19 protein-coding genes and 1 riboswitch are annotated in these 19,809 nt (G+C 65.8%); of the genes, 3 read left to right on the top strand and 16 right to left on the bottom strand.

Annotated features, from left to right (window positions below):
* Window positions 1-87: 87 nt before the first annotated feature.
* The 7 genes from ACZK5N_RS13790 to ACZK5N_RS13760 form a co-directional block, all read right to left on the bottom strand.
* Window positions 88-630 carry an ATP-binding cassette domain-containing protein gene (locus tag ACZK5N_RS13790; protein ID WP_463625143.1) on the bottom strand — a complete coding sequence of 181 codons (543 nt, stop codon included), beginning with the start codon at window positions 628-630 and terminating at the stop codon, window positions 88-90.
* Entirely contained in the window at window positions 627-1,373 is a 747-nt protein-coding gene (locus tag ACZK5N_RS13785; protein ID WP_459017731.1) for an ABC transporter permease, read from the bottom strand. Before ACZK5N_RS13785 ends, ACZK5N_RS13790 begins: the two co-directional genes overlap by 4 nt.
* Before the next feature lie 64 nt (window positions 1,374-1,437).
* Window positions 1,438-2,442 (bottom strand): ABC transporter substrate-binding protein, encoded by a 1,005-nt coding sequence (locus tag ACZK5N_RS13780; protein WP_459017730.1) that lies wholly within the window; start codon window positions 2,440-2,442, stop codon window positions 1,438-1,440.
* A 28-nt stretch (window positions 2,443-2,470) separates the two neighbouring features.
* A riboswitch (TPP riboswitch) is annotated at window positions 2,471-2,569 on the bottom strand.
* Between the two features lie 118 nt (window positions 2,570-2,687).
* Complete coding sequence (locus ACZK5N_RS13775) at window positions 2,688-3,518, bottom strand: TIM barrel protein (RefSeq protein ID WP_459017729.1); 831 nt, start codon at window positions 3,516-3,518, stop codon at window positions 2,688-2,690.
* Window positions 3,519-3,697: 179 nt separating this feature from the next.
* Window positions 3,698-4,891 (bottom strand): Gfo/Idh/MocA family protein, encoded by a 1,194-nt coding sequence (locus ACZK5N_RS13770; RefSeq protein ID WP_459017728.1) that lies wholly within the window; start codon window positions 4,889-4,891, stop codon window positions 3,698-3,700.
* Window positions 4,878-5,903: a sugar phosphate isomerase/epimerase family protein gene (locus ACZK5N_RS13765; protein ID WP_459017727.1), complete on the bottom strand. Its 1,026-nt coding sequence runs from the start codon at window positions 5,901-5,903 to the stop codon at window positions 4,878-4,880. Before ACZK5N_RS13765 ends, ACZK5N_RS13770 begins: the two co-directional genes overlap by 14 nt.
* Before the next feature lie 491 nt (window positions 5,904-6,394).
* The gene (locus tag ACZK5N_RS13760) at window positions 6,395-7,087 is read right to left on the bottom strand and encodes a cytidylate kinase-like family protein (RefSeq protein ID WP_459017726.1); all 693 of its coding nucleotides are present in this window, start codon (window positions 7,085-7,087) and stop codon (window positions 6,395-6,397) included.
* A 257-nt stretch (window positions 7,088-7,344) separates the two neighbouring features.
* Between ACZK5N_RS13760 and ACZK5N_RS13755 the strand changes: the two genes are divergently transcribed.
* From ACZK5N_RS13755 to ACZK5N_RS13745, 3 genes are all read left to right on the top strand, one after another.
* Window positions 7,345-8,436, top strand: coding sequence for a tartrate dehydrogenase (locus ACZK5N_RS13755; protein WP_459017725.1), 1,092 nt, complete (start codon window positions 7,345-7,347; stop codon window positions 8,434-8,436).
* A gap of 63 nt (window positions 8,437-8,499) precedes the next feature.
* Entirely contained in the window at window positions 8,500-9,525 is a 1,026-nt protein-coding gene (locus tag ACZK5N_RS13750; RefSeq protein WP_459017724.1) for a type II glyceraldehyde-3-phosphate dehydrogenase, read from the top strand.
* 6 nt (window positions 9,526-9,531) lie between these two features.
* On the top strand, window positions 9,532-10,809 hold the full coding sequence (locus tag ACZK5N_RS13745; RefSeq protein ID WP_459017723.1) for a phosphoglycerate kinase: 1,278 nt from the start codon (window positions 9,532-9,534) through the stop codon (window positions 10,807-10,809).
* 131 nt (window positions 10,810-10,940) lie between these two features.
* Here the strand turns inward: ACZK5N_RS13745 and ACZK5N_RS13740 are convergent, their stop codons facing one another.
* The 9 genes from ACZK5N_RS13740 to ACZK5N_RS13700 form a co-directional block, all read right to left on the bottom strand.
* Window positions 10,941-11,897 (bottom strand): sugar ABC transporter substrate-binding protein, encoded by a 957-nt coding sequence (locus ACZK5N_RS13740; RefSeq protein ID WP_459017722.1) that lies wholly within the window; start codon window positions 11,895-11,897, stop codon window positions 10,941-10,943.
* Between the two features lie 37 nt (window positions 11,898-11,934).
* On the bottom strand, window positions 11,935-12,915 hold the full coding sequence (locus ACZK5N_RS13735) for an ABC transporter permease (RefSeq protein ID WP_459017721.1): 981 nt from the start codon (window positions 12,913-12,915) through the stop codon (window positions 11,935-11,937).
* Window positions 12,916-12,917: 2 nt separating this feature from the next.
* Window positions 12,918-14,390, bottom strand: a complete 1,473-nt coding sequence (locus ACZK5N_RS13730) for a sugar ABC transporter ATP-binding protein (protein WP_463625144.1) — start codon at window positions 14,388-14,390, stop codon at window positions 12,918-12,920.
* Window positions 14,391-14,729: 339 nt separating this feature from the next.
* Window positions 14,730-15,185 (bottom strand): ribose 5-phosphate isomerase B, encoded by a 456-nt coding sequence (rpiB, locus tag ACZK5N_RS13725; RefSeq protein WP_459017719.1) that lies wholly within the window; start codon window positions 15,183-15,185, stop codon window positions 14,730-14,732.
* Between the two features lie 123 nt (window positions 15,186-15,308).
* Window positions 15,309-16,151: a 3-hydroxyacyl-CoA dehydrogenase NAD-binding domain-containing protein gene (locus tag ACZK5N_RS13720; RefSeq protein ID WP_459017718.1), complete on the bottom strand. Its 843-nt coding sequence runs from the start codon at window positions 16,149-16,151 to the stop codon at window positions 15,309-15,311.
* Between the two features lie 39 nt (window positions 16,152-16,190).
* Window positions 16,191-16,967: an enoyl-CoA hydratase-related protein gene (locus tag ACZK5N_RS13715; RefSeq protein ID WP_459017717.1), complete on the bottom strand. Its 777-nt coding sequence runs from the start codon at window positions 16,965-16,967 to the stop codon at window positions 16,191-16,193.
* A gap of 2 nt (window positions 16,968-16,969) precedes the next feature.
* On the bottom strand, window positions 16,970-18,154 hold the full coding sequence (locus tag ACZK5N_RS13710; RefSeq protein ID WP_459017716.1) for an acetyl-CoA C-acyltransferase: 1,185 nt from the start codon (window positions 18,152-18,154) through the stop codon (window positions 16,970-16,972).
* 55 nt (window positions 18,155-18,209) lie between these two features.
* Window positions 18,210-18,482, bottom strand: coding sequence for a ferredoxin family protein (locus ACZK5N_RS13705; protein WP_459017715.1), 273 nt, complete (start codon window positions 18,480-18,482; stop codon window positions 18,210-18,212).
* Window positions 18,483-18,493: 11 nt separating this feature from the next.
* A complete protein-coding gene (locus ACZK5N_RS13700; RefSeq protein ID WP_459017714.1) occupies window positions 18,494-19,807 on the bottom strand; it encodes an FAD-dependent oxidoreductase in 1,314 nt (437 codons plus the stop codon).
* Between the last annotated feature and the right edge of the window lie 2 nt (window positions 19,808-19,809).

Here is a 19,809-nt window from a genome sequence, read left to right as displayed (position 1 = left end):
CTCGACCGAGGTGGATGGCCAACAACCCCCTGGGGCAGATCCCATGGCCACCACCGGGCACTTCTCGTGACCGCTACCGGGCAGGTTTCATGTCCGCCTCCGGGCAGAAACCAGTGGCCCTTGACAGTCGGAGCGGGTGAGGGCGTCGAGGGCGCTGAAGGGCTCGTCGAGCAGCAGGATCGGGCGGTGTTGGGCGACGGTGCGCAGGAGGGCGGTGCGTTGTCGCATGCCCCCGGACAGTTGGCTGGGGAAGTGGTCGCCGAAGCCGTCGAGGCCGAACTCGAGGAGCATGGCGCGGACCAGGGCCCTGCTCGCTGCCCGATTCCGCCGGGCTACGTCGAGGCCTAGCGCGGCGTTGTCGACGACGGTGCGCCATTCGAAGAGGTTGTCGTCCTGGGCGTAGTAGGCGAAGGGGTGCTCCGGGGTGCCCGGGCGCAGGGTCACTTGCCCTGTGGTGGGTTGCTCGAGTCCGAGGAGGACGCGGAGCAGGGTGCTCTTTCCGCAGCCGCTGGGGCCGATGAGGGAGACCACTTCGGCCTCGTGCAGGTCGAAGCTGAGGGCGTCGAGCGTGGCGGTGCCGTCGGGGTAGTGGTGGCTGAGGTTCTGCACCTGGAGGATGGGGGCGTTCACCGGCGCCGTCCTGCGGTGTCCTGCCGGACTCGTAGTGCCCATGGGGCGACGAGTCGTTCGGCGAGCACGGCCAGTGCGAAGAGGGTGATGCTAACCGCGGCGGTGGTCGCGACGGCGGCCAGCACGAGGTCGGTTCGGAAGGCGTTCTTCTGGACTGCCATGTAGACGCCGAGGCCGGCGGTGGAGCCGGCGTACTCGGCGAAGATGGCGCCGACGACGGCGTAGGTGACGGCGATCCGCAGCGAGGTGAAGAACGCCGGTATTGCCTGAGGCAGCCGCAGGAATCGAAACTGCTGCCAGCGGGTGGCTCCCATGCTCGCGAGGAGTTCCGCCTTCCCGGAGGGCGTGGCGCGGAAGGCCTCGATCAGCCCCAGCAGCATGGGGAAGAACGTGACGAGCACCACGAGCAGTACCTTCGGCAGCAGACCGAACCCGAACCACAGGATCATCAGGGGCGCGATCGCGATGATCGGGATGGTTTGGGACGCGACGAGGAGCGGGGTGATCGCCCGGCGCAGGGTGTCGTTGAAGTCGACGGTGATGGCCACCGCCCAGCTGAAGGCGAGCGAGCAGGTGAACCCCGCCAGGGTCACGATGAGGGTGGCCAAGGTGTGCTCGGCCAGCTCGGGGGCGTGGAGGAGCGCCTGCTCGACGATGCGGCTCGGTGGCGGCAGGATCGATGGCCGGGGCTGGAACACCGCCACCGCGAGCTCCCACAGCGTCAGCAGGACGGCCACGCTCACCCCCACCGGCCATCCCACCCGGAGGGGTTCGCAGTCGCGAAGGCGCCCGCCTCGTCCGGCCCGGTCAGCCGATGAGGTCATCGGTGAAGTAGTCGGCCCAGTCCGGTTCGGTGGTCAGCGGCCGGCCGTCGGGGCCGTCGAGGAGGCCGTTGTCGACGAGGAGGCGACCGTATTGCTGCCACGTGTCTTCGGTCTGGGTGCCCACGCGTCCTGCGTCGTCGGTGAGGTATTCGTCGGAGAGCATGCGCTGGCTTTCGATGACGAGATCGGTGTCGGTGAAGAAGCCGGGGTTGGCGTCGATGAGGATCTGGGCGGCCTCGTCGGGGCTGTCGGCGGCGAACTCGTAGCCGCGGACCAGGGCGGTCACGAACGCGCGTGCCTCGTCCGGGTGCTCCGAGATCCATTCTGGGCTCCCGGACACGATCACGTTGTAGGTGTCGGGGAAGCCGTAGTCGGTGTAATGGAAGTAGCGCAGCGGGTAGCCCCGGTGCTCCGCCTCGATGCCCTCCCAGGCGAGGAAGGGGACCGTGAAGTCCGCGCGGTCTGCGTAGAGGGCCTCGTAGGCGGACGTGCCCAGGGTGACCGTCTCGAAGGCCCCTGCGCCGCCGTCGGCCTGGATGACCCGTTGCATCATGAGTTCCTCGGCAGGTTCACCGAATCCGGCGTAGGTGCGTCCGTCGAGGTCGGCCGGGCGGGCGATGCCGCCGTCGGCCTTCACGGCGATGGCGGTGGCCCACTTCTGCAGCACGGCCATGACGGAGACGACCTCGGCGCCCGCGGCCTTCGCGACCGTGAAGTTGCTCTGGAAGCTGATGCCGAACTCGGCTTGGCCGGCGTCGATCAGCTGGTCGGGCAGGGACTGGTTGAACGGCAGGAGTTCCACCTCGATCCCGGTCTCGTCGAAGTAGCCGCGTTCAAGTGCCACGTACATGCCGGTGTGGTTGGTGTTGGGGGTCCAGTCGAGGGCGAAGCGCACCGCGGTGGTGTCGGCGGAGATCGCGGCACCGGCGTCGGGTCCACACCCGGCGGAACCCAGAGTGACTACGGTGATGGTGGCGAGGGCGGTCACGAATCGACGCCAAGGAGGGGGGAGCGTACGGGTGGTCACAGGACAGTTCCTCCGTCAGAATTACCTGAATCAGGTTCGCGGGTGTGTTCTCAGCCCCTCATCTGCGGGGGCACCCCGTGTCGCGGGCGAGTCTACGGGCGCCCTGTGGCTGGCCGGGGGCGGGTTCGGCGAGCCTTCGCCGTTCGGCGCTTTCCGCGAGGCTGGAAGTGCCCCCACAATCGCAACGTGAGGATCTCCCGCGGCGGTCAGGCGAAGGCTGCCGTGAAGGCATCCAGGGCAGCGTCCGAATCGCCTTTGGCGAAGGCCTCCATCGCGACCACGCCGGTGTAGCCAATGTCTCTCAGCACGCGGGCGACCGCGGCGTAGTTGAGTTCGCCTGTGCCGGGTTCGCAGCGCCCTGGGACGTCCGCGACCTGGATCTCGCCGATCCACGGCTGGCTCGCCTTGACCAGTTCAATCAGGTTCCCCTCACCGATCTGGGCGTGGTAGAGGTCCAGGTTCATTCTGAGATTCGGGGAGTTGACGGCGGACACCAGGGTTCTTGTGTCACTGGCCAGCGCGAACGGTGTACCGGGGTGGTCCACCGGAAGGTTCAGGTTCTCCAAGGTGAACACCTTGTCGTGCTTCGCACCCAGATCGGCCAGGAGGCGCAGGGTGTCGGCTGCGCGAAGCCACATGGCGGGAGTGACGACGTCGACAGGCCTGACCGGGAGACCTCCCTCGCCCAGGCCGGTGCCATGCACGTTAAGGCTCGGGCAGTTGAGCATTTTGGCTACCTCGATCGACCTCTCGGCCGTCGAGAGGAACGTCGCGATCCCGTCGTCCTCGGTGAGGTTGCCGCTGAGATACCCGGTCATGGAGACAATCGAGGCTGGGGACGCGGCGAGAGCTTCGATGTCCTTGTCCGCCCAGCCCCAGATCTCGACGAGCAGGCCACGGTCATGGATACGCCGAACCCTGTCGATGAACGGCAAGTCCAGGTAGATCATCTCGGCGCTGGCAGCCAGCCGGTATCCGGTCGTTGACCGCGCAGTCTGGTCGCTATCCGGCGAAGTGGCCTTCAAGTTCTCCGTCATTTGGTCTGTCTTCCTCGTGTCAGCACGGGCCGCTGTGGCTCGACTCGCAGCGATAATTGGGTAGTCGGTTGGGGTTCCAGGTCCCGGAGCCCCAACCGACAGGCTCGCGTCGTGCCTGAGGGCGGATGTCCCTCCGTTGTCAAACAGCCAGCCAGCGAGGACGACGCGAGATCCGTGTGTCAGACTCCGGGTACGTCAACCCAGCGCCGCCCGGCCGCCGACTCCTCGACCGCATCGAGGACGACGCTGACGCGCCACGCGTCCTCGAAACCTGGCATGGGATCACGGTCGGACGAGAGGGCATCGATCAGCTCGTGGATCTCGATCACCTTCAGCTCGTGAACGCCCAGCGGGGCCCCGGCGAATGGCCAGAACTTCCCGTAGTCGCCGTGACCAGGGCCCATCGGGACGTCACGGAATCCGCGCTGCAGCTCGTCACCCTCTGCCAGGTAGAGCTCCAGCTTGTAGGCGTCCTGCTGCGTGAAGCGCAGGGCGCCCTTGCTTCCGGTGACCTCGACGGCTAGCTCGTAGGCGCGCCCGGTCGCGACCCGGCTCGCCTCGAATGTGCCGACAGCGCCGCTGGCGAACTGTGCCAGGAACTGGATGATGTCGTCATTCTCGACCTGGCGAAGCGGGGCGCTCTCCGCGGCCTTGGTGCCGTATCCGAAGACTCCAGCGGGTTCGGGGCGTTCGGTGATGACCGTCGTGCTGAGAGCGCTGACCGTCTTGATCGGCCCGACCAGTTCGTGGGCGAGGGCGACGATATGGGCGCCGAGGTCGCCCAGGGCACCAGAGCCTGCCCGTGCCCTTTCGAAGCGCCACGTGAACGGCACACTCGGGTCCGTGACGGCGTCAAGCGCGAACGTGGCCTTGAAGGCCCAGATGTCGCCGAGCGCTCCTGAGGAGATGAGCTCCTTGGCGTACTCAATCGCCGGGTTCCGCACGTAGTTGAACCCCACGATGGTACGGACGCCGGCTTCCTTGGCGGCCAGGTACATGGTCTCCGCGTCGGCCGCAGTGAGGGCGAGGGGCTTCTCGCAGTACACGTCCTTGCCGGCCGCGATGGCCGCCATGGCGATCTCGAAGTGCAGCCAGTTCGGGGTGACGATGTCGACCAGGTCAATGTCGGGGTCCGCGACGGCGTCACGCCAATCTGTGCCCCACTTCGCGTAGCCGAGCGTCCGAGCGCCATCCTCCGCCATCTTCTCGTTGGCATCAATGAGGATGCTCAGCTCGGGCTTCAGCGGCAACTCGCCGTACACCGCCTCGACGTTGCGGAATCCGAGGGTGTGCGACTTCGCCATGAGGCCGCTGCCGATCATTGCGATGCGAAGCGCCTTGGCGTTGCTTCCTGTTGTGTCATGCGTGGGCACGGTGAGCCTCTCCTTCAGTGTTGATGAGCTTGAGGGCGTCGTTGAGTGTGCCGGCGGCGTAGACGATCCCCTCTTCGGTGTTGAGATCCCAGTCTTCGTTTTCGATCGAGATGGTGTCGTCGTACCCGGCCCGCTGCAGCGCAGCGATGAAGCCGGCCCACCAGTTGGTGTCATGGCCGCGGCCGGCGGCGGCGAACTGCCAGGGTGCATCTGCGGGGGGTCGCGTGGTGGTGTAGCCCTCGCCGAGTGGGTAGGGGTTCTCGGATTCTGGGATCCGGCTGAATCGGTCGTCCAGGACGCCGTAGCGCGCGATCGACTCGGCGTTCAGGATGGTGTCCTTGGCCGCGGCCTGCCAGATCCGTCCGGACAGCTGCTCGACGGCGCGGATCGGATCGATTCCCTGCCAGAACATGTGACTGGGGTCGAGGTTGACGCCGAGAGCGTCCGAGCCGACCTCCTCAATCAGCCGGGCAAGCGTCGGCGGGTTGTAGGCGACGCAGTGGGGGTGCATTTCGATGCAGAGCTTCACCCCGTGGGCTTCCGCCTCGGCAGCGAGTTCGCGCCACGCGGGGGTGGCGACGCTCCACTGGTAGTCGCGGACGTCGATCAGACCGCTCTCCCAGGGTGCCACTGTCCAGGTGGGACGGGTCGCCTCGGGTCCGCTTCCGGGTCCGCCAGGCATCGCGACCACCCGGTCCACCCCGAGCAGTGAGGCGAGCCGGATGGACTCTCGCAGGTCCTGGGTGTGCACTGGGCCCACCCGGGGATCGGGGTGCAGCGGGTTCCCGTTGCAGTTCAAGGCGGTGAGGCGCACACCCCGGGCCTCGAATTGAGCCGCCCACTCCTGGCGCTGGTCAGCGCTGTCGATGAGCTGACGCGTGGGGCAGTGCGGCGTGGGAACGAACCCACCCGATGCCACCTCTGCGTCGGTGATGCCCCAGGCGACCATCTGATCGAGTGCCGCCGGAAGCGCGAGGTCGTGGAGTGCGACCAGATAGAGACCGACCTTCATCTTTGAAGCTCCTTCTGAGGTTGCGTGAGCCGTTCTAAGTCTCGCCTAATGGACACTCCGGCCACAGGTTGATAGTAACCCTCCATGCTGTCGAGCACAAGTCGCCTCGTTCAGCCGCGACGGCTCGTGAGGATTTTGAAGGTCAGGTCCACGGCGGGCGTGGACTCTCTGTCAATGGACCGATAGGCCACTAGGTGGGCTCCGTGTAGGCGGCGCCCTGGGTGGCAGACGGAAGGGCGCCGCTTGTTGCGCGCAGATGGATAACGGCAAGGCAGGGGAGGGCCAGGCACTCCAGTCATGCGCGGGTCTGTCGGGGGGCCCGCTCTGAGGAGCGCGCCTTCCCTTTGGCGCCCCGCGCCCGCCTACTCCAGGTCGTCGCCGCACATTGCAGGAGGCGTCGAGTGCGACAGCATTGCGATCCACGGGCGGGTGGCGGTCACCTCTTTGGCTGCCGCGTTGCGTTGCCTTCTCTCACTGCTGGCCTCTCAGAGTCAGGGCGCTGGCGTCTCCTGGCTGAGGGGTGCGGGTGAGCCGGACTTTGGCGACTTGCGGGCCATCACCGTTGCGACGGTCTTCGCCAGCACAGGGTCGGCCGAGATCGAGGCGGCGGTGCGCTCCCCAACGGTGGGGGCCGGCAAGGCAGCAACTGCCGCCGTGATCTCAGCAATCGCGACTCGATCAGAAGTGGTCTCGGTGTCGATCACCAGGTCGAAGTTGGACTCGTCGGCCCAGTCCGCGGTGTAGAAGAGCCGGATGAACCGGGAGCGGATCTCGTCATCGGCCTTGATCAACGCGGCCGCCTCGGTGACGTTGATGCCGTTGCGCTTGGCGACCCGCTCGGCTCGCAGCGCCTCCGGGGCCTTCACGAACACGTTCACCACGTCCGCCATGCCCTGGAGCACCCTGAAGCCGCCCCGGCCAAGGATCACCACGTTGCCGCGGGCCGCGACAGCGGCGATGGTCTCATTCATCATCTGGATGGTGGTGGCGCTGTCGTCGTTGAACAACTCCCAGATCTTGGGTTTGTGATCGTAGATCGCGTCGAGCCGGGTGAGACCGTACTGGCGGATGACCTTGTTGATCGTCGACTTGTCCACGAAGTCGTAGCCGAGCTGGAGAGCAAGCTCCTGCGCGATGCGGCCACCCTGGCTACCGAGCTGACGGGACACGGTGACGACGGCCATGACTACCTCCTCCTACGGGACGGACAGTCTGTCCGCTTGGGTCATAACGTTAGCCCCTTTCTGCGGGGCGCGTGGTCCATACAGGGGGTGTCGATAGCGAAATCGGGGATCACGAGGTGATCCGAACCGAGGCCAAGAGGGCGAAACGATGACATCCTGTATGAACTTCTCTGAATCACCACGGATCTCGAACAACCGTGAGACATCGAGGCTAGCCTTGGGTTGTATGCGGTTTGGTCATGGGCGACGGGAGCATCATGAGGTCCAAGAGCGTCGCGGTGATCGCCGGGGATGGGATCGGCAAGGAAGTGGTGCCGGCCGCCATTGACTGCATCGGTGAGCTCCTACCCGCCTATGACCTGCAGCTCGAGTGGGTGAACTACGAATGGGGCTCCGACTACTACCTTCAACACGGTCGCATGCTTCCCGCTGACGGCCTGGAGACGCTTGCGGGGCACGACGCCATCTTCCTCGGCGCCGTGGGCATTCCAGAGATCCCCGACACCGAAACACTCTGGGGCCTGCTCATCCCCATCAGGCGGACCTTCGAACAGTACGTGAACCTCCGGCCGGTGCGTGCGCTGCCAGGCGTGCCCTCTCCGGTTCGGGGCGGCGACGACATCAACCTGGTCATCGTGCGGGAGAACAACGAGGGCGAATACTCCGAGATGGGAGGCAGGGCGTTCGTCGGCCTGCCCGACGAGATGGCCATCCAGGAGAACGTGTTCACCAGACGGGGCATCACGCGGATCGCGAAGTACGCCTACGAGCTGGCGGCACGCAGGCGAGGGCTTCTCACCTCGGCGACGAAGTCCAACGGGATCATCCACACGATGCCCTTCTGGGACGAGGTCGTATCTGAGGTTGGCCGCGACTACCCCGGTGTGGAGAGCCGCAGCATGCTGATCGACGCGCTCGCAGCCCGCCTGGTCCTTCGCCCGGCGGAGTTCGATGTCATCGTCGCCTCGAACCTCTTCGGCGACATCCTGTCGGATCTTGCCGGTGCGATCGCCGGGTCGATCGGCGTCGCGCCGAGCGCCAACCTCAATCCAGAGGGAAGGCACCCCTCGCTGTTCGAGCCCGTGCATGGGTCAGCCCCTGACATCGCCGGTCGCGGCATCGCGAACCCGATCGGGCAGATCTGGTCGGGAGCCATGATGCTCGAGCATCTCGGCGAGCCCGGCGCATCTCACCACCTGATCCAGGCCTTCGAAGCGGCGCTGAGGGCCGGCGTTCGAACCGCCGACCTGGGTGGCACTGCGACGACGGCCGAGATGACCGCCGCGATCATCGAGCAGATCAATCTGCTTGCCCCCGGCGACCCGGGCCGCCGCAAGGTCGTGCCGTGAGGCCCTCCTGCCCGGACCAGCAACTGAGACCCAACAGACGAATCACTAGGTAGAGGACCGTTCATGGAGAAAGTACGTGTGGGTGTAGCCGGCTACGGCACCATCGGGCAGCGTCTTGCTGACGGTGTTGTCCTGCAGGAGGACATGGAACTGGTCGGGGTTGCGGACGTGGCACCGACGCTGCCGGTTCAGGCTCTGGTTGAGCGCGGCATGCCGTACAGGTTCTTCAATGCCCAGCCTGAGAATCGCTCGCTCCTCGAAGATGCAGGCGTGCCGATCGCAGGGTCACTTGAGGACCTCGTAGAGAGCGTCGACATCATGCTGGACGCAACGAATGCCGGCGTGGGCGCGCGGAACAAGGAGCTCTATCTGAAGCATGGGAAGAAGGCGATCTTCCAGGGCGGCGAGCAGAACTCGGTTGCGGACGTCTTCTTCCACGGCTATGCCAACTACGAGCAGGGCGTGGGTGCCCAGTTCCTCAAGCTCACCAGCTGCAACACCACCGGTCTGATCCGGGTGGTCGACTGCATCGACCGGGCCGTCGGCGCCGAGCGTGTCGCGATCACCATCATCCGGCGGGTGGCTGATCCCGGCGACTACAACCGTGGCCTGACCAACGCGCTGCAGGTCGAAGCGGCGCCGAGCCACCAGGCCCTCGATCTGATGACGATCATGCCGCACGTAACTACGACGGGGATCCTGGTGCACACCCCTGTGACCCACGGCCACATCATCACGGTGCTGGTGACACCGAAGAAGTCGATCGACAAGGCCAGCCTGCTGGAGCTCTTCAACGAGCATGGCCGCATCAGGGTGGTCAGCCTCGCCAAGGGCTTCCTCGGCAACGCCTCGCTGTTCAAGTACGCCCGCGACCTCGGCAACCCGCGCGGAGACATGTACGAAGTGGCCGCGTGGGACGAGTCGGTGGTGATGTCCGGCAACGACATCATGTTCGCCATCAACATCCCGCAGGAGGCCGTCGTGATCCCGGAGAACATCGACGCGATCCGTGCCTCCATGCGGATGCAGGAGGATCGGCTCGAGGGCCTCGCCCTGACCAACAGATACCTCGGTATGGCCAAGGCCTGACGGGCCATGAAGTACCAGATCCTGACCCTCGACGACTTCGAGGTTGCAGGTCGGACGGTCCTGTGTCGCATCGATATCAACCAGCCCGTCGACAAGGCGGCTGGGCGCCTCAAGGACACCACCCGCATCCGGGCCTGCCTGCCCACGGTCAGCGAGTTGGCTGACCGTGGTGCGAAGCTGGTGCTGCTCGCCCACCAGGGCAGCGACGTCGAATACCAGAACTACTACACGACAAGGTTGCATGCCTCCTATCTGGAGGAGTACCTCGGCCGCGACGTGATGTTCATCGACGACGTCGTCGGTCCTGCCGCGAGGGAGGCGATCGCTCGGCTCAAGCCTGGCCAGATCCTGCTTCTCGACAACGTCCGGTTCGTCGCGGAGGAGCAGACCCTGTTCGAGACGAGGCTGAACCTGACGATGGAGCAGATGGCCTCGACGTTGTGCGTCGAGAAGCTCGCGCCCCTGGCCGACCTCTACGTGTGCGACGCGTTCGCGGCGGCTCACCGGGCACAGCCGACGCTCTGCGGGTTCGAGATGGTTCTGCCCTCGTGCATGGGCCGGCTCTTCGAGCGTGAGTATGGCGTGGTATCCGGGATCATGGAGGCGCCCGATCGACCCTGCGTCTTCATTCTGGGCGGCGCCAAGGTGCAGGACGCGTTCTCCATGATGGAGAGGGTGCTCTCCACGGGGAGCGCCGACACGGTTCTGTGTGGTGGGCTCGTGGGCAACATCATGCTCGCCGCCCAGGGCCACGAGATCGGCGCCGCGTCCATGGACTTCCTCCGCGACAAGGGGCTGGCGCAGTACATCGACGAGGGACGGCGCGTCCTCATGTCCTACTCCGGCCGGATAGTGCTGCCGGTTGACCTCGCCTGCGTCGTCGAGGGCGAACGTCGAGAGGTGGGAGTGGACAGCCTCCAGGATGCCGAGTCTTACGTCGACATCGGCGAGTTGACCGTGGCCCGGTTCGCCGAGTTCATCCAGGCCGCGGCCACGGTCTTCGTCAACGGCCCGATGGGCGTCTTCGAAGCCGCCCCGTCCGCGTACGGCACCCGGGAGGTATGGCGCCACGTAGCAGGCTCGCAGGCATTCTCAGTGGTGGGTGGCGGCGACAGTATTTCCGCGGCCCACGCGTTCGCGGTCATCGATGATCTGGATTACGTCTGTACCGGCGGGGGCGCGCTGCTGCGCTTCCTCTCCGGTGAACAACTGCCGGTTGTCCAGGCACTTCGCCACGCGGAAGCGGCTATCGGAGTTCCAGAAGCGCTGGCCCGAAGAACGTAACCTTCAACCACCAGGCTGCGCGAGTGCGGTCGCCCCGTCGAACTCGGGCTCCCCACGCGCAGCCTGGCACGGTTGCGTAGGGTTCGGTCTGGGAAACGGAGTCCAACGGCCAGTCCGAACCGGCGCCATGGTCACTCGAACTTGAACACGTTTTCCGTGGTCACCCAGACCGGGGTGGTGAGCGTGGTGGGCTCAACGGCTTCACCCTTGATTGCCTCGAGCATGATCTGACTCGAGAGCTGGCCCATGCCTACGGTGTCTTGGGACACCGAGCCGGCGAGCCGCGCATCCTTGATCGCCTGCAGGCCTTCAGGTGTCGCGTCGATCCCGCTCACAGGGATATCCAGTTGCGCGTCTTGGACAGCTTTGGCGGCGCCGATAGCCATGGCGTCATTCTGCGCCACGACGTAGTCGATCTGCTTGCCCGTCTGAAGCCAATTCTCCGTGAGCTTCAGAGCCTCGTCGGTTACCCAGTTCGCGGTGCTGTCGAAGATGATCTCAACACCAGGGTTGGCGGCCAGGACAGTGTCGTAGCCCTTCTTGCGGATGAGTTGCGCGTCGGAGCCCATCGGACCCCACAGGACGGCGATGCTTCCTTGGCCGCCGATCGCGTCGACCGCCATTTGCATCTGCATCTCGCCCGCGGCTTCGTCGTCGCCTCCTACGTAGGCCTTCGCAAGGTCCTGCTCGGTCATCTTCTGGACCACCGTCATGATCGGGATCTCGGCTGCATTCGCGGCTTCGACGGCGGGCCGGATGCCGTCAACGGACCCCGGCTCCACCATGATGCCGTCGAACTGCTGGGTGATCGCCGTCTCGACGGCCGCGTTCTGGGTGGCCTGTTCCTTCTTGCCGTCGAAGACTGTGAGTTCGGCCCCCAACTTCTCGGCTTCGGCCTTGGCGGATGCCGAGAACGTCGTGGTGAACGAGTTGGTCAGATGGCTCATGACCAGAGCGATCTTGACCCTCTGGGTGCCGGCGCCGGTGCTTGCGTCAGAGCCCGATGTTCCGGGTGTACTGGAACAGCCGGCCAGGAGGGCAACCGTCAGTAGTGGGCTGACGAGTGCCACCAGGGTGCGTTGCTTCATTGTCGATTCCCTTCGAATCGTGCGGATTGTTTCGGTTCTACGTTTCGAGCCGTAGGCTCCGCTTGCCCCGGATGTCCCAGAACACAGCGAGAATGATGATCAGGCCCTTGACGACCTGCTGATAGTTGGAGTCGACACCGAGAAGGTCGAGCCCGTTTCCCATGACGGCGATCAGGAGTGCCCCGACGACAACGCCGTACCACCTGCCCAGTCCGCCGGCCATGGAGACCCCGCCGATGACAACGGCGGCGATGGCATCCAACTCGTAGGAGACGCCAGCGTTGGGTGCGCCCGTGATCGTGCGTGACGCGTTGAGCAGCCCGCAGATGCCCGCCAGGAGCCCGGAGATCGTGTAGACACCGATCTTCACCCACCGCACGGAGATGCCGGAGACCTCGGCTGCTACCTCGTTGCCGCCCACTGAGTACACGTGGCGTCCGAAGACGGTGCGGTTGAGCACAACGGCGCACACTGCGATCACGACGGCGTAGTAGATCGCCAGCAGTGGTATCGATCCGACGAGGCCGGAGAGGGCCTCGAACTCGGGGGAGACGTTGGAGACGGGCACGCCGCCGGACACGATCAGCGCCAAGCCCCGCACCACCGTCATCGTCCCGAGTGTGACGATGAACGGTGGGATATGCCCCACTGCCACGGCGACACCGTTGAACGCACCCACGGCCGCCCCAACCAGTGCAGCCAGCATGATCGACACGATCAGCGGATATTCCCCGGGGTGAGCGAAGGCGGCAGCGACCACACCGGCGAGGGCAACGATCGAACCCACGGAGAGGTCGATCCCCCCAGAGACGATGACGAACATGATGCCCATCGCGAGAATCCCGTTGATCGCCGCCTGTTTGAGTACCGTCACCAGGTTCTTCGGTGAGGCGAATACCATGTCCGGCGAAAGGAACGTCAACACGACGACGAGAACAACGAGGACGAGGACGATCCCATAGTTGCGGAGAAGAGAGCTCAACTGTGCGTTGATTCCGCTGCGAGGCATTGTGGGCATGGTTATCCTTCGAAGGTCGCTGCGAGGTGCATGATCTGCTCCTGGGAGAACTCGGATCGGTGGAGTTCGCCAGTGACTCGACCCTGAGCCATGACGACTATCCGGTCGGCCAAGCCCATTACTTCCGGCATTTCGGAGGAGATGAGGATCACGGCTTTCCCTTGGGAGACGAGTTCGCCGAGGAGCAGGTAGATCTCCCGCTTCGCGCCGACGTCGATGCCACGGGTGGGTTCGTCCAGAATGATGATGTCCGGTTCGCTCAGCAGCCACTTGGCCAGGACGACCTTCTGCTGGTTGCCCCCGGACAGCAGTCGAACAGCCTGTCCCAGGCCCGCGGTCTTGATCCGTAGGCGGTCGACGAAGCGCGTCGCCGCAGTTCGCTGCAGACGCGTCCGCAGGAATCCACCCCGCGCGAACCGGCGGAGGGTGGCTGCGGTGATGTTGTCCTGGACGGAGCCGACCAGGTTCAGCCCGGTCGACTTCCGATCCTCCGTAAGGAACGCGAGGCGATGGCGTATGGCGTCACGCGGAGAGCGGATCCTCACCTCCTTGCCTCGGATGAAGATGCGACCCGACTCCTTGCGGCGTAGGCCGAAAATGCACTCCATGAGTTCGCTGCGGCCCGCTCCCACCAGCCCGGCTATGCCGAGGATCTCCCCGGCGCGCACACTCATCTCCGCGTCCTTGACGCGTACCCCGGACGTGAAGCCTTGGGCCCGGAGTACCTCGGGCCCGAACTGAGTGTCGACCTTGGGGAACGCGTCATTGAGATCGCGGCCGACCATGTGACGTATGAGCGATGCTCGGTTGAAGCTGGAAGCGGGCCCGGTCGCCACCATCTGCCCGTCGCGCATCACGGTGATGGCGTCGCTGATCTGGAAGATCTCCTCCATCTTGTGAGAGATGTAGATCACTCCAACGCCTCGATCGCGCAGCTTCCTGATCTCCCTGAAAAGGACCTCCACCTCTGACTCGGTGATCGCAGAAGTCGGTTCGTCCATCACGATGACTTTCGCCCCTACAGAGATTGCCTTCGCAATCTCCACGAGCTGCCGCTTGGCGACGGACAGCGCTCGAAGCAAGGTGTTCGGGTCCGTGGCAAGCCCCAGCTGGGCCAGCAGCGCGCGCGATTCTTCCCTCATCCGGCGCTTGTCCACCAGTCCGGCCCGGGTCCTCAGCTCGCGGCCGAGAAAGAGGTTCTCGAACACCGGTTGGTCGAGCACCGGATTGAGTTCCTGGTGGATCATCGACACACCGTGGTGCAGGGCCTCGCCGGCGGACCGGAACTGCACCGGTTCGCCTTCGAGCTCGATGACGCCGTCGTCGGCCTGGTAGATCCCCATCAGGATGCGCATCAAGGTGGACTTGCCGGCGCCGTTCTCGCCCATGAGGGCGTGCACCTGGCCCGCCGTCAATGTGAGGTCGACTCCGCGCAGAACCTTGACCGCTCCAAAGGACTTGGTAATGCCGGACATCCGCACGAGGGGGTGATGAGGATCCATCGCGGTGCACCTCCTCGCTCGGCGGACGACCGCGCCATTGTTGGTTCTGGCTGCAAAACGAGCCGTGACGACTTGATTGACAGGGCGAGCCGCTCGACACTGAGCTTTCACGGTCACCTGTGACTCAATGTCTATCACGCACCGGACAGAGCGTCAATCTGGCAGGAATTAGGCCGAATCGGGATCGGCGCGGCGGAGAAGAGCCTGGCCGCACCGCTGGACACCACCCCGTGCGGATGGAGCTGGCTCTGTTCAACGACGGGACAGACGGCGGCGCTGTTGTCGCCGCCGCCTTGGTCGCTGTCTGGGAATTCAGAGAGGCGAACGCTCCCTCTCGATGTCGCTGATGAGCGCCAGCCGGTCTGCGTGCCGGCCGCCCTCTTCGAAGTCGGCCTCGAGCCAGGTATCGATGATCATCATCGCCAGGCCCGTCCCGACCACCCGTGCGCCGAGCGCGAGGACGTTTGAGTTGTTGTGTTGTCGCGACAGACGCGCGGAGTAGGGTTCGCTGCAGCAGACGCAGCGAATGCCCAGGACCTTGTTCGCGGCGATCGATATACCCACCCCGGAACCGCAGATCACGATGCCTCTCGGCGCCAGCCCTGAGGCGACGGCCTCGGCTACGGCGCGTCCGTATGTCGGGTAGTCGGCGCGGTCGGCACCGTGATGGCCGAGATCGTCCACCTCGTGGCCCATCGCGCGCAGGTGTTCCACGACCTCCAACTTCAGGCTGTAGCCGGCGTGGTCGTTGCCGATGGCAATCCGCATTGTTCGCCCCTTCCGGGCTCGTGTTCCGTGCCTACATCTGGTGAGTCGCCCTCAGCGGGCGTCCATCCGAGGCATCATCTAGTGTTCGCCCGTTCATTGCTGGGCGAGGGTTCCGTCCAGGGCTCAGGAGGCGGGGTAGTGGTGGAAGCCCCGCCCGGTCTTGCGGCCTAGCCAGCCAGCGCGGACGTACTTGCGCAGTAGCGGGTGCGGCCGGTACTTGGGGTCGCCGGTCTCGCTCTGGAGTACCTCCATGATCGCCAACACAACGTCCAGACCCACCAGGTCGCCCAGCGCCAGCGGGCCCATGGGGTGGTTGGCTCCCAGCTGCATCGCGGCGTCGATGTCCTCGATCGTGGCCGTGCCGTTGGCAACCACCTCGATCGCTTCGTTGATCATCGGGATGAGGATCCGGTTGACCACGAACCCGGCGCCCTCCTGCACGGTGACCGGGGTCTTGCCGATGGCCACAGCGATGTCCCTCACGGCCTCAACGGTGGCTGGCGGTGTGCCGGCCCCGGCGATCACCTCGACGAGCTTCATCACGGGTGCGGGATTGAAGAAGTGCATGCCGACCACTGCGTGGTTCAGTCCCCGACCGATCTCTGTGACCGACAGCGAGGAGGTGTTCGTGGCGAGGATGGCCTCAGGGCCACAGATGACGTCCAGGTGTTCGAACAGTTGGCGCTTGGCTGCCATCACCTCGATGATCGCCTCGACGACCAGGTCACAGTCCTTGAGGCCGTCCACGAGGCAGGTGCTGAGCCGGCCGGTGATGTCGGAGACGTCGGCCTCGGTGAGCCTGCCCTTGGCAAGTTGTCGCTTCAGGCTGGCGAGGATCCGGTCCCTGCCACGGTTGGCCAGCTCCTCCGTCGCGTCGCTGAGCAACACCTGGTAGCCACCGTGCCGGACCAGGGCTTCTGCGATTCCTGAGCCCATGGTGCCGGCTCCAACCACTCCTATAAGCATGTCTTTCCTCATTCGATTGAAAATGGTCGGCTGGCGCCGTCACTGGTCCTGGAACGGATCAGCCTTGCGCTTGTCTACGAAGGCCGCCATGGCCCCGCGCTGGTCGGTCGTCTCGAAGCAGGCCGCGAACTGGGTTACCTCGATGGCCAAGGCTGTGTCCAGGTCGGTCTGAAGGCCCAGGCTGAGCGCCTCCTTCGTCGCGCGTACCGCGATCGGCGCCTGGGCCGCGATCTCCGCAGCAAGTTGCTGCGCTGCGGGCATGAGCTCCTCCGGAGCGAGTACATCGTTCACCAGCCCGATCGCCCGCGCCCTTGCCGCGTCGATCCGACGGGTGGAGAACAGCAGTTCACGGGCGATGCCCCCGCCCACCAGACGGGCGAGTCGCTGGGTACCGCCGAAGCCGGGCGTGATGCCCAGGCCCACTTCCGGCTGGCCGAACACCGCCCTGGTGGACGCGAGCCGGATGTCGCAGCTCATCGCCAACTCGCAGCCGCCCCCGAGGGCGTAGCCGTTCACCGCGGCGATGGATGGCATCGGCAGCCGCTCCAGTGCCCGGAAGACCCGGTTGCCGAGTTCACTGAACGCCGCGGCCTCGCGTCGGGTCATCGTCGCCATCTCCCGCACGTCGGCGCCGGCGACGAACGCGCGGCTCCCGGCGCCGGTCACGATCACGCAGCGCGGGCCATCGTCGCGGACCTGCTGAAGGGCCTCGCCGAGTTCGACGAGGACGTCGTGGTTCAGGGCGTTGAGCGCACGCTCCCGATCGATGGTGAGCGTGGCGACGTGATCAACGAGTTCGTAGGTGACCAGTGACATGTTCACTCACCCATCCGGACGAGCGTCGAGATTCCCATGCCGCCGCCGATGCAGAGGGAGGCCAGCCCCAGTTCGATCCCCGCGCGCCGCTGCTCGTGCAGCAGCGTCACCAGGATGCGGGCGCCGGAGGCGCCGAGCGGATGGCCGAGGGCGATCGCGCCTCCGTGCACGTTGACCAGCTCCGGGTCGAGGCCCAGCTCCCTGATCACGCAGAGCGACTGCGCGGCGAAGGCCTCGTTCAGTTCCACGATGCCGATGTCGGAGAGGTTGGTGCCGGTCTTGAACAGCACCTTGCGGGTGCTCTCGACTGGGCCGCGGCCCATCACGGCCGGGTCCACACCGGCGGCCGCGCCACCGAGCCAGGTGCCCATCGGCGTCACGCCGAGCTCTCGTGCCCGTTTCGCGCTGAGAACAATGAGAGCAGCCGCGCCGTCGCTGATGCCTGATGCGTTCCCTGCGGTCACGGTGCCGTCCGGTTTGAAGGCCGGACGCAGCTTGCCCAGGGAGGCCGCGGTCGTGCCCGCGCGGACACCTTCGTCGGTGTCGAAGGCGACGCGCTCCCGCCCCACCTGCACCTCCATCGGGAGGATCTCGGCGGTAAAGGTGCCCGCAGCCTGGGCTGCCGCGGCCCGCTGCTGGCTCGTGGCCGCGAAAGCGTCCTGGTCAGCGCGTGAGATCTGGTAACGCTCGGCGATGTTCTCGGCCGTGATCCCCATGTGGTAGCCGTTGAAGCTGTCTGTGAGCCCCTCACTCAGCAGCGTGTCGATCAGCCTTCCCTCGCCGAGCCGGTAGCCGAACCGTGCCTTATCGAGCAGGTACGGCGCCCGGGACATGCTCTCGACGCCCCCGACGACGACGACCTCTGCCTCGCCCGAGCGGATCAGCGCCGCAGCGAGGTTGACCGCCGACAATCCGGATCCGCACACCTTGTTCACCGTCAAACCAGGAACCTCGATCGGGATCCCGGCACCCACGCTGCACTGCCGAGCAATGTTCTGACCGGTTCCCGCCTGCAGGACGTGGCCCATGATCACCTCGTCCACCTCGGCTGCGGCCACACCGGCGCGGCGCAGCGCCTCGGCGATCACGGCGGTGCCCAGCTCTACCGGTGAGGTGCCGGCCAGTGCGCCGCCGAATTTGCCGATGGCTGTGCGGACGGCTCCGGCAAGAACGATCTCTTCGGTCATATCAGTTGTGTCTCTTCCTGTGTTGCTCTGGATCCTGTGGGGGAGCGGTGCGCGCTCAGCCATCGCGGTACTGGACGCCGAACCCTCCGCGTGGATACCGCCAGGAGAGTGTCCCGGGGGAGGCGACGGCGAGGCACGTGCCGCACTCGAGGCAGGCTGCGTACTCAACGGCAATCGTCCCGTCAGCTGCCCAGGAGTAGACCCCGGCTGGGCAGACGTCGATCAGTCGCTTCGCTGTGCCGGTGGCGCGGGCCAGGTCGTCGTTGACGACGATGTGGGTTTCCTCCTCGTCGGTGACGAAGCGGTTCCCGGCAAGGCGCTCAGACAATGGAGCAAGCTTCACAGTGCCCTCACCGCCCCCCAGCCGTCTGAGACCAGTTGGCCCAACCGCACCGGTGATTTCTTCAGCTCGTGGAGGGCGAGTGCGGCAAGGTGTTTGCGAGGACTGGAGTCGACGTTGAACACGCCGTGCATCACGTTGGCCAGCAGTTCGCCGTAGGCGCCGTAGAGGCGTTCGCTCTCGAGGAACTTCGGCGCCCTGGCGTAGGTCTTTATGTCCTGGCCGACGAAGCCGGCGTCCAGCTCGGTGTCATATCGGGCCAGGCCGGCCGCCGAGGTGTCGCCGGCGGTGATGGCGGCCGAGATGGCGGTGGCGGCCGCGATCCCCGAGCCGGCGGCCAGATCCATCCCCCGCACGGTCAGCCCGTTGTTGATGGTGAATCCTGCGGCATCCCCGACCACCACGAGGCCATCCCAGGTGAGACGTCGGCGCATCTCCCTGCCTCCTTCAGCCACCATGTGGCAGCCGTATTCGACCAGGTCGCCGCCTTCGAGCTTCCCGGCGACGAACGGGTGTTGCAGGAACTGGTCGAAGACCTCGTTGGAGCTGGCCCCCTTCGCGACGAGGTCGTCGAGGCGGAGCACCACTCCCACCGATATCGAGTCGCGGTTGGTGTAGAGGAAGCCGCCACCACCGATGCCCTGTGTGCAGGCGCCGACAACGGCCAGTGCTGCGCCGCTGTCACCCGACAGGCCGAACCGTTGTTCCAGCGCATCCTGAGGAAGTCGGACAAGGGCCTTCACGCCGACTGCCAGATGGTGGGGCGGTGGCTGCTGCCTGAGTCCGGCGTCGCGGCAGAGGAACGAGTTCACTCCGTCGGCGGCCACAACGACGCGGGCTCGGAGTTCATCCTCCCCGGCCTGCACCCCGACGATGCGGGGGGATTCGGCAGGGCCCTCGCGCAGCAGGGCATCAACGCGGACGCCTGCCATCACAGCCACACCGGCCAGTTCGCACTGCTCGGCCAGCCAGGCGTCCAGGCGGGCCCGCAGGACTGTGACAGCTGTCCCGGCCTTGCCGAGCCGCTCGTCGGCGTAGTCGATGGCCACCCAGGAGTCGGCGTTGAGGAAGCAGAGTTGGTTGCGGTCGATTCGCCGCTCGATGGGCGCCTGGGCGAGGAAGTCTGGGAAGACCTGGTCCATCACCGTGCTGTAGAGCACGCCTCCGGAGAGGTTCTTGGAGCCGGGGGTTTCGCCTCGCTCGATCAGAGCGACCTCCAGCCCTGCCTTGGCCAGCTGGTAGGCGGCGACGCAGCCTGCCACCCCGGCGCCCACCACGATGACGTCGAAGTCGGGGTCGATTGCCTCGGGCATGG

The organism is Tessaracoccus pujii, from assembly GCF_055326215.1.
Note: the sequence above shows the minus strand (reverse complement) of the source record. Positions and strands in the feature narration are given on the sequence as shown.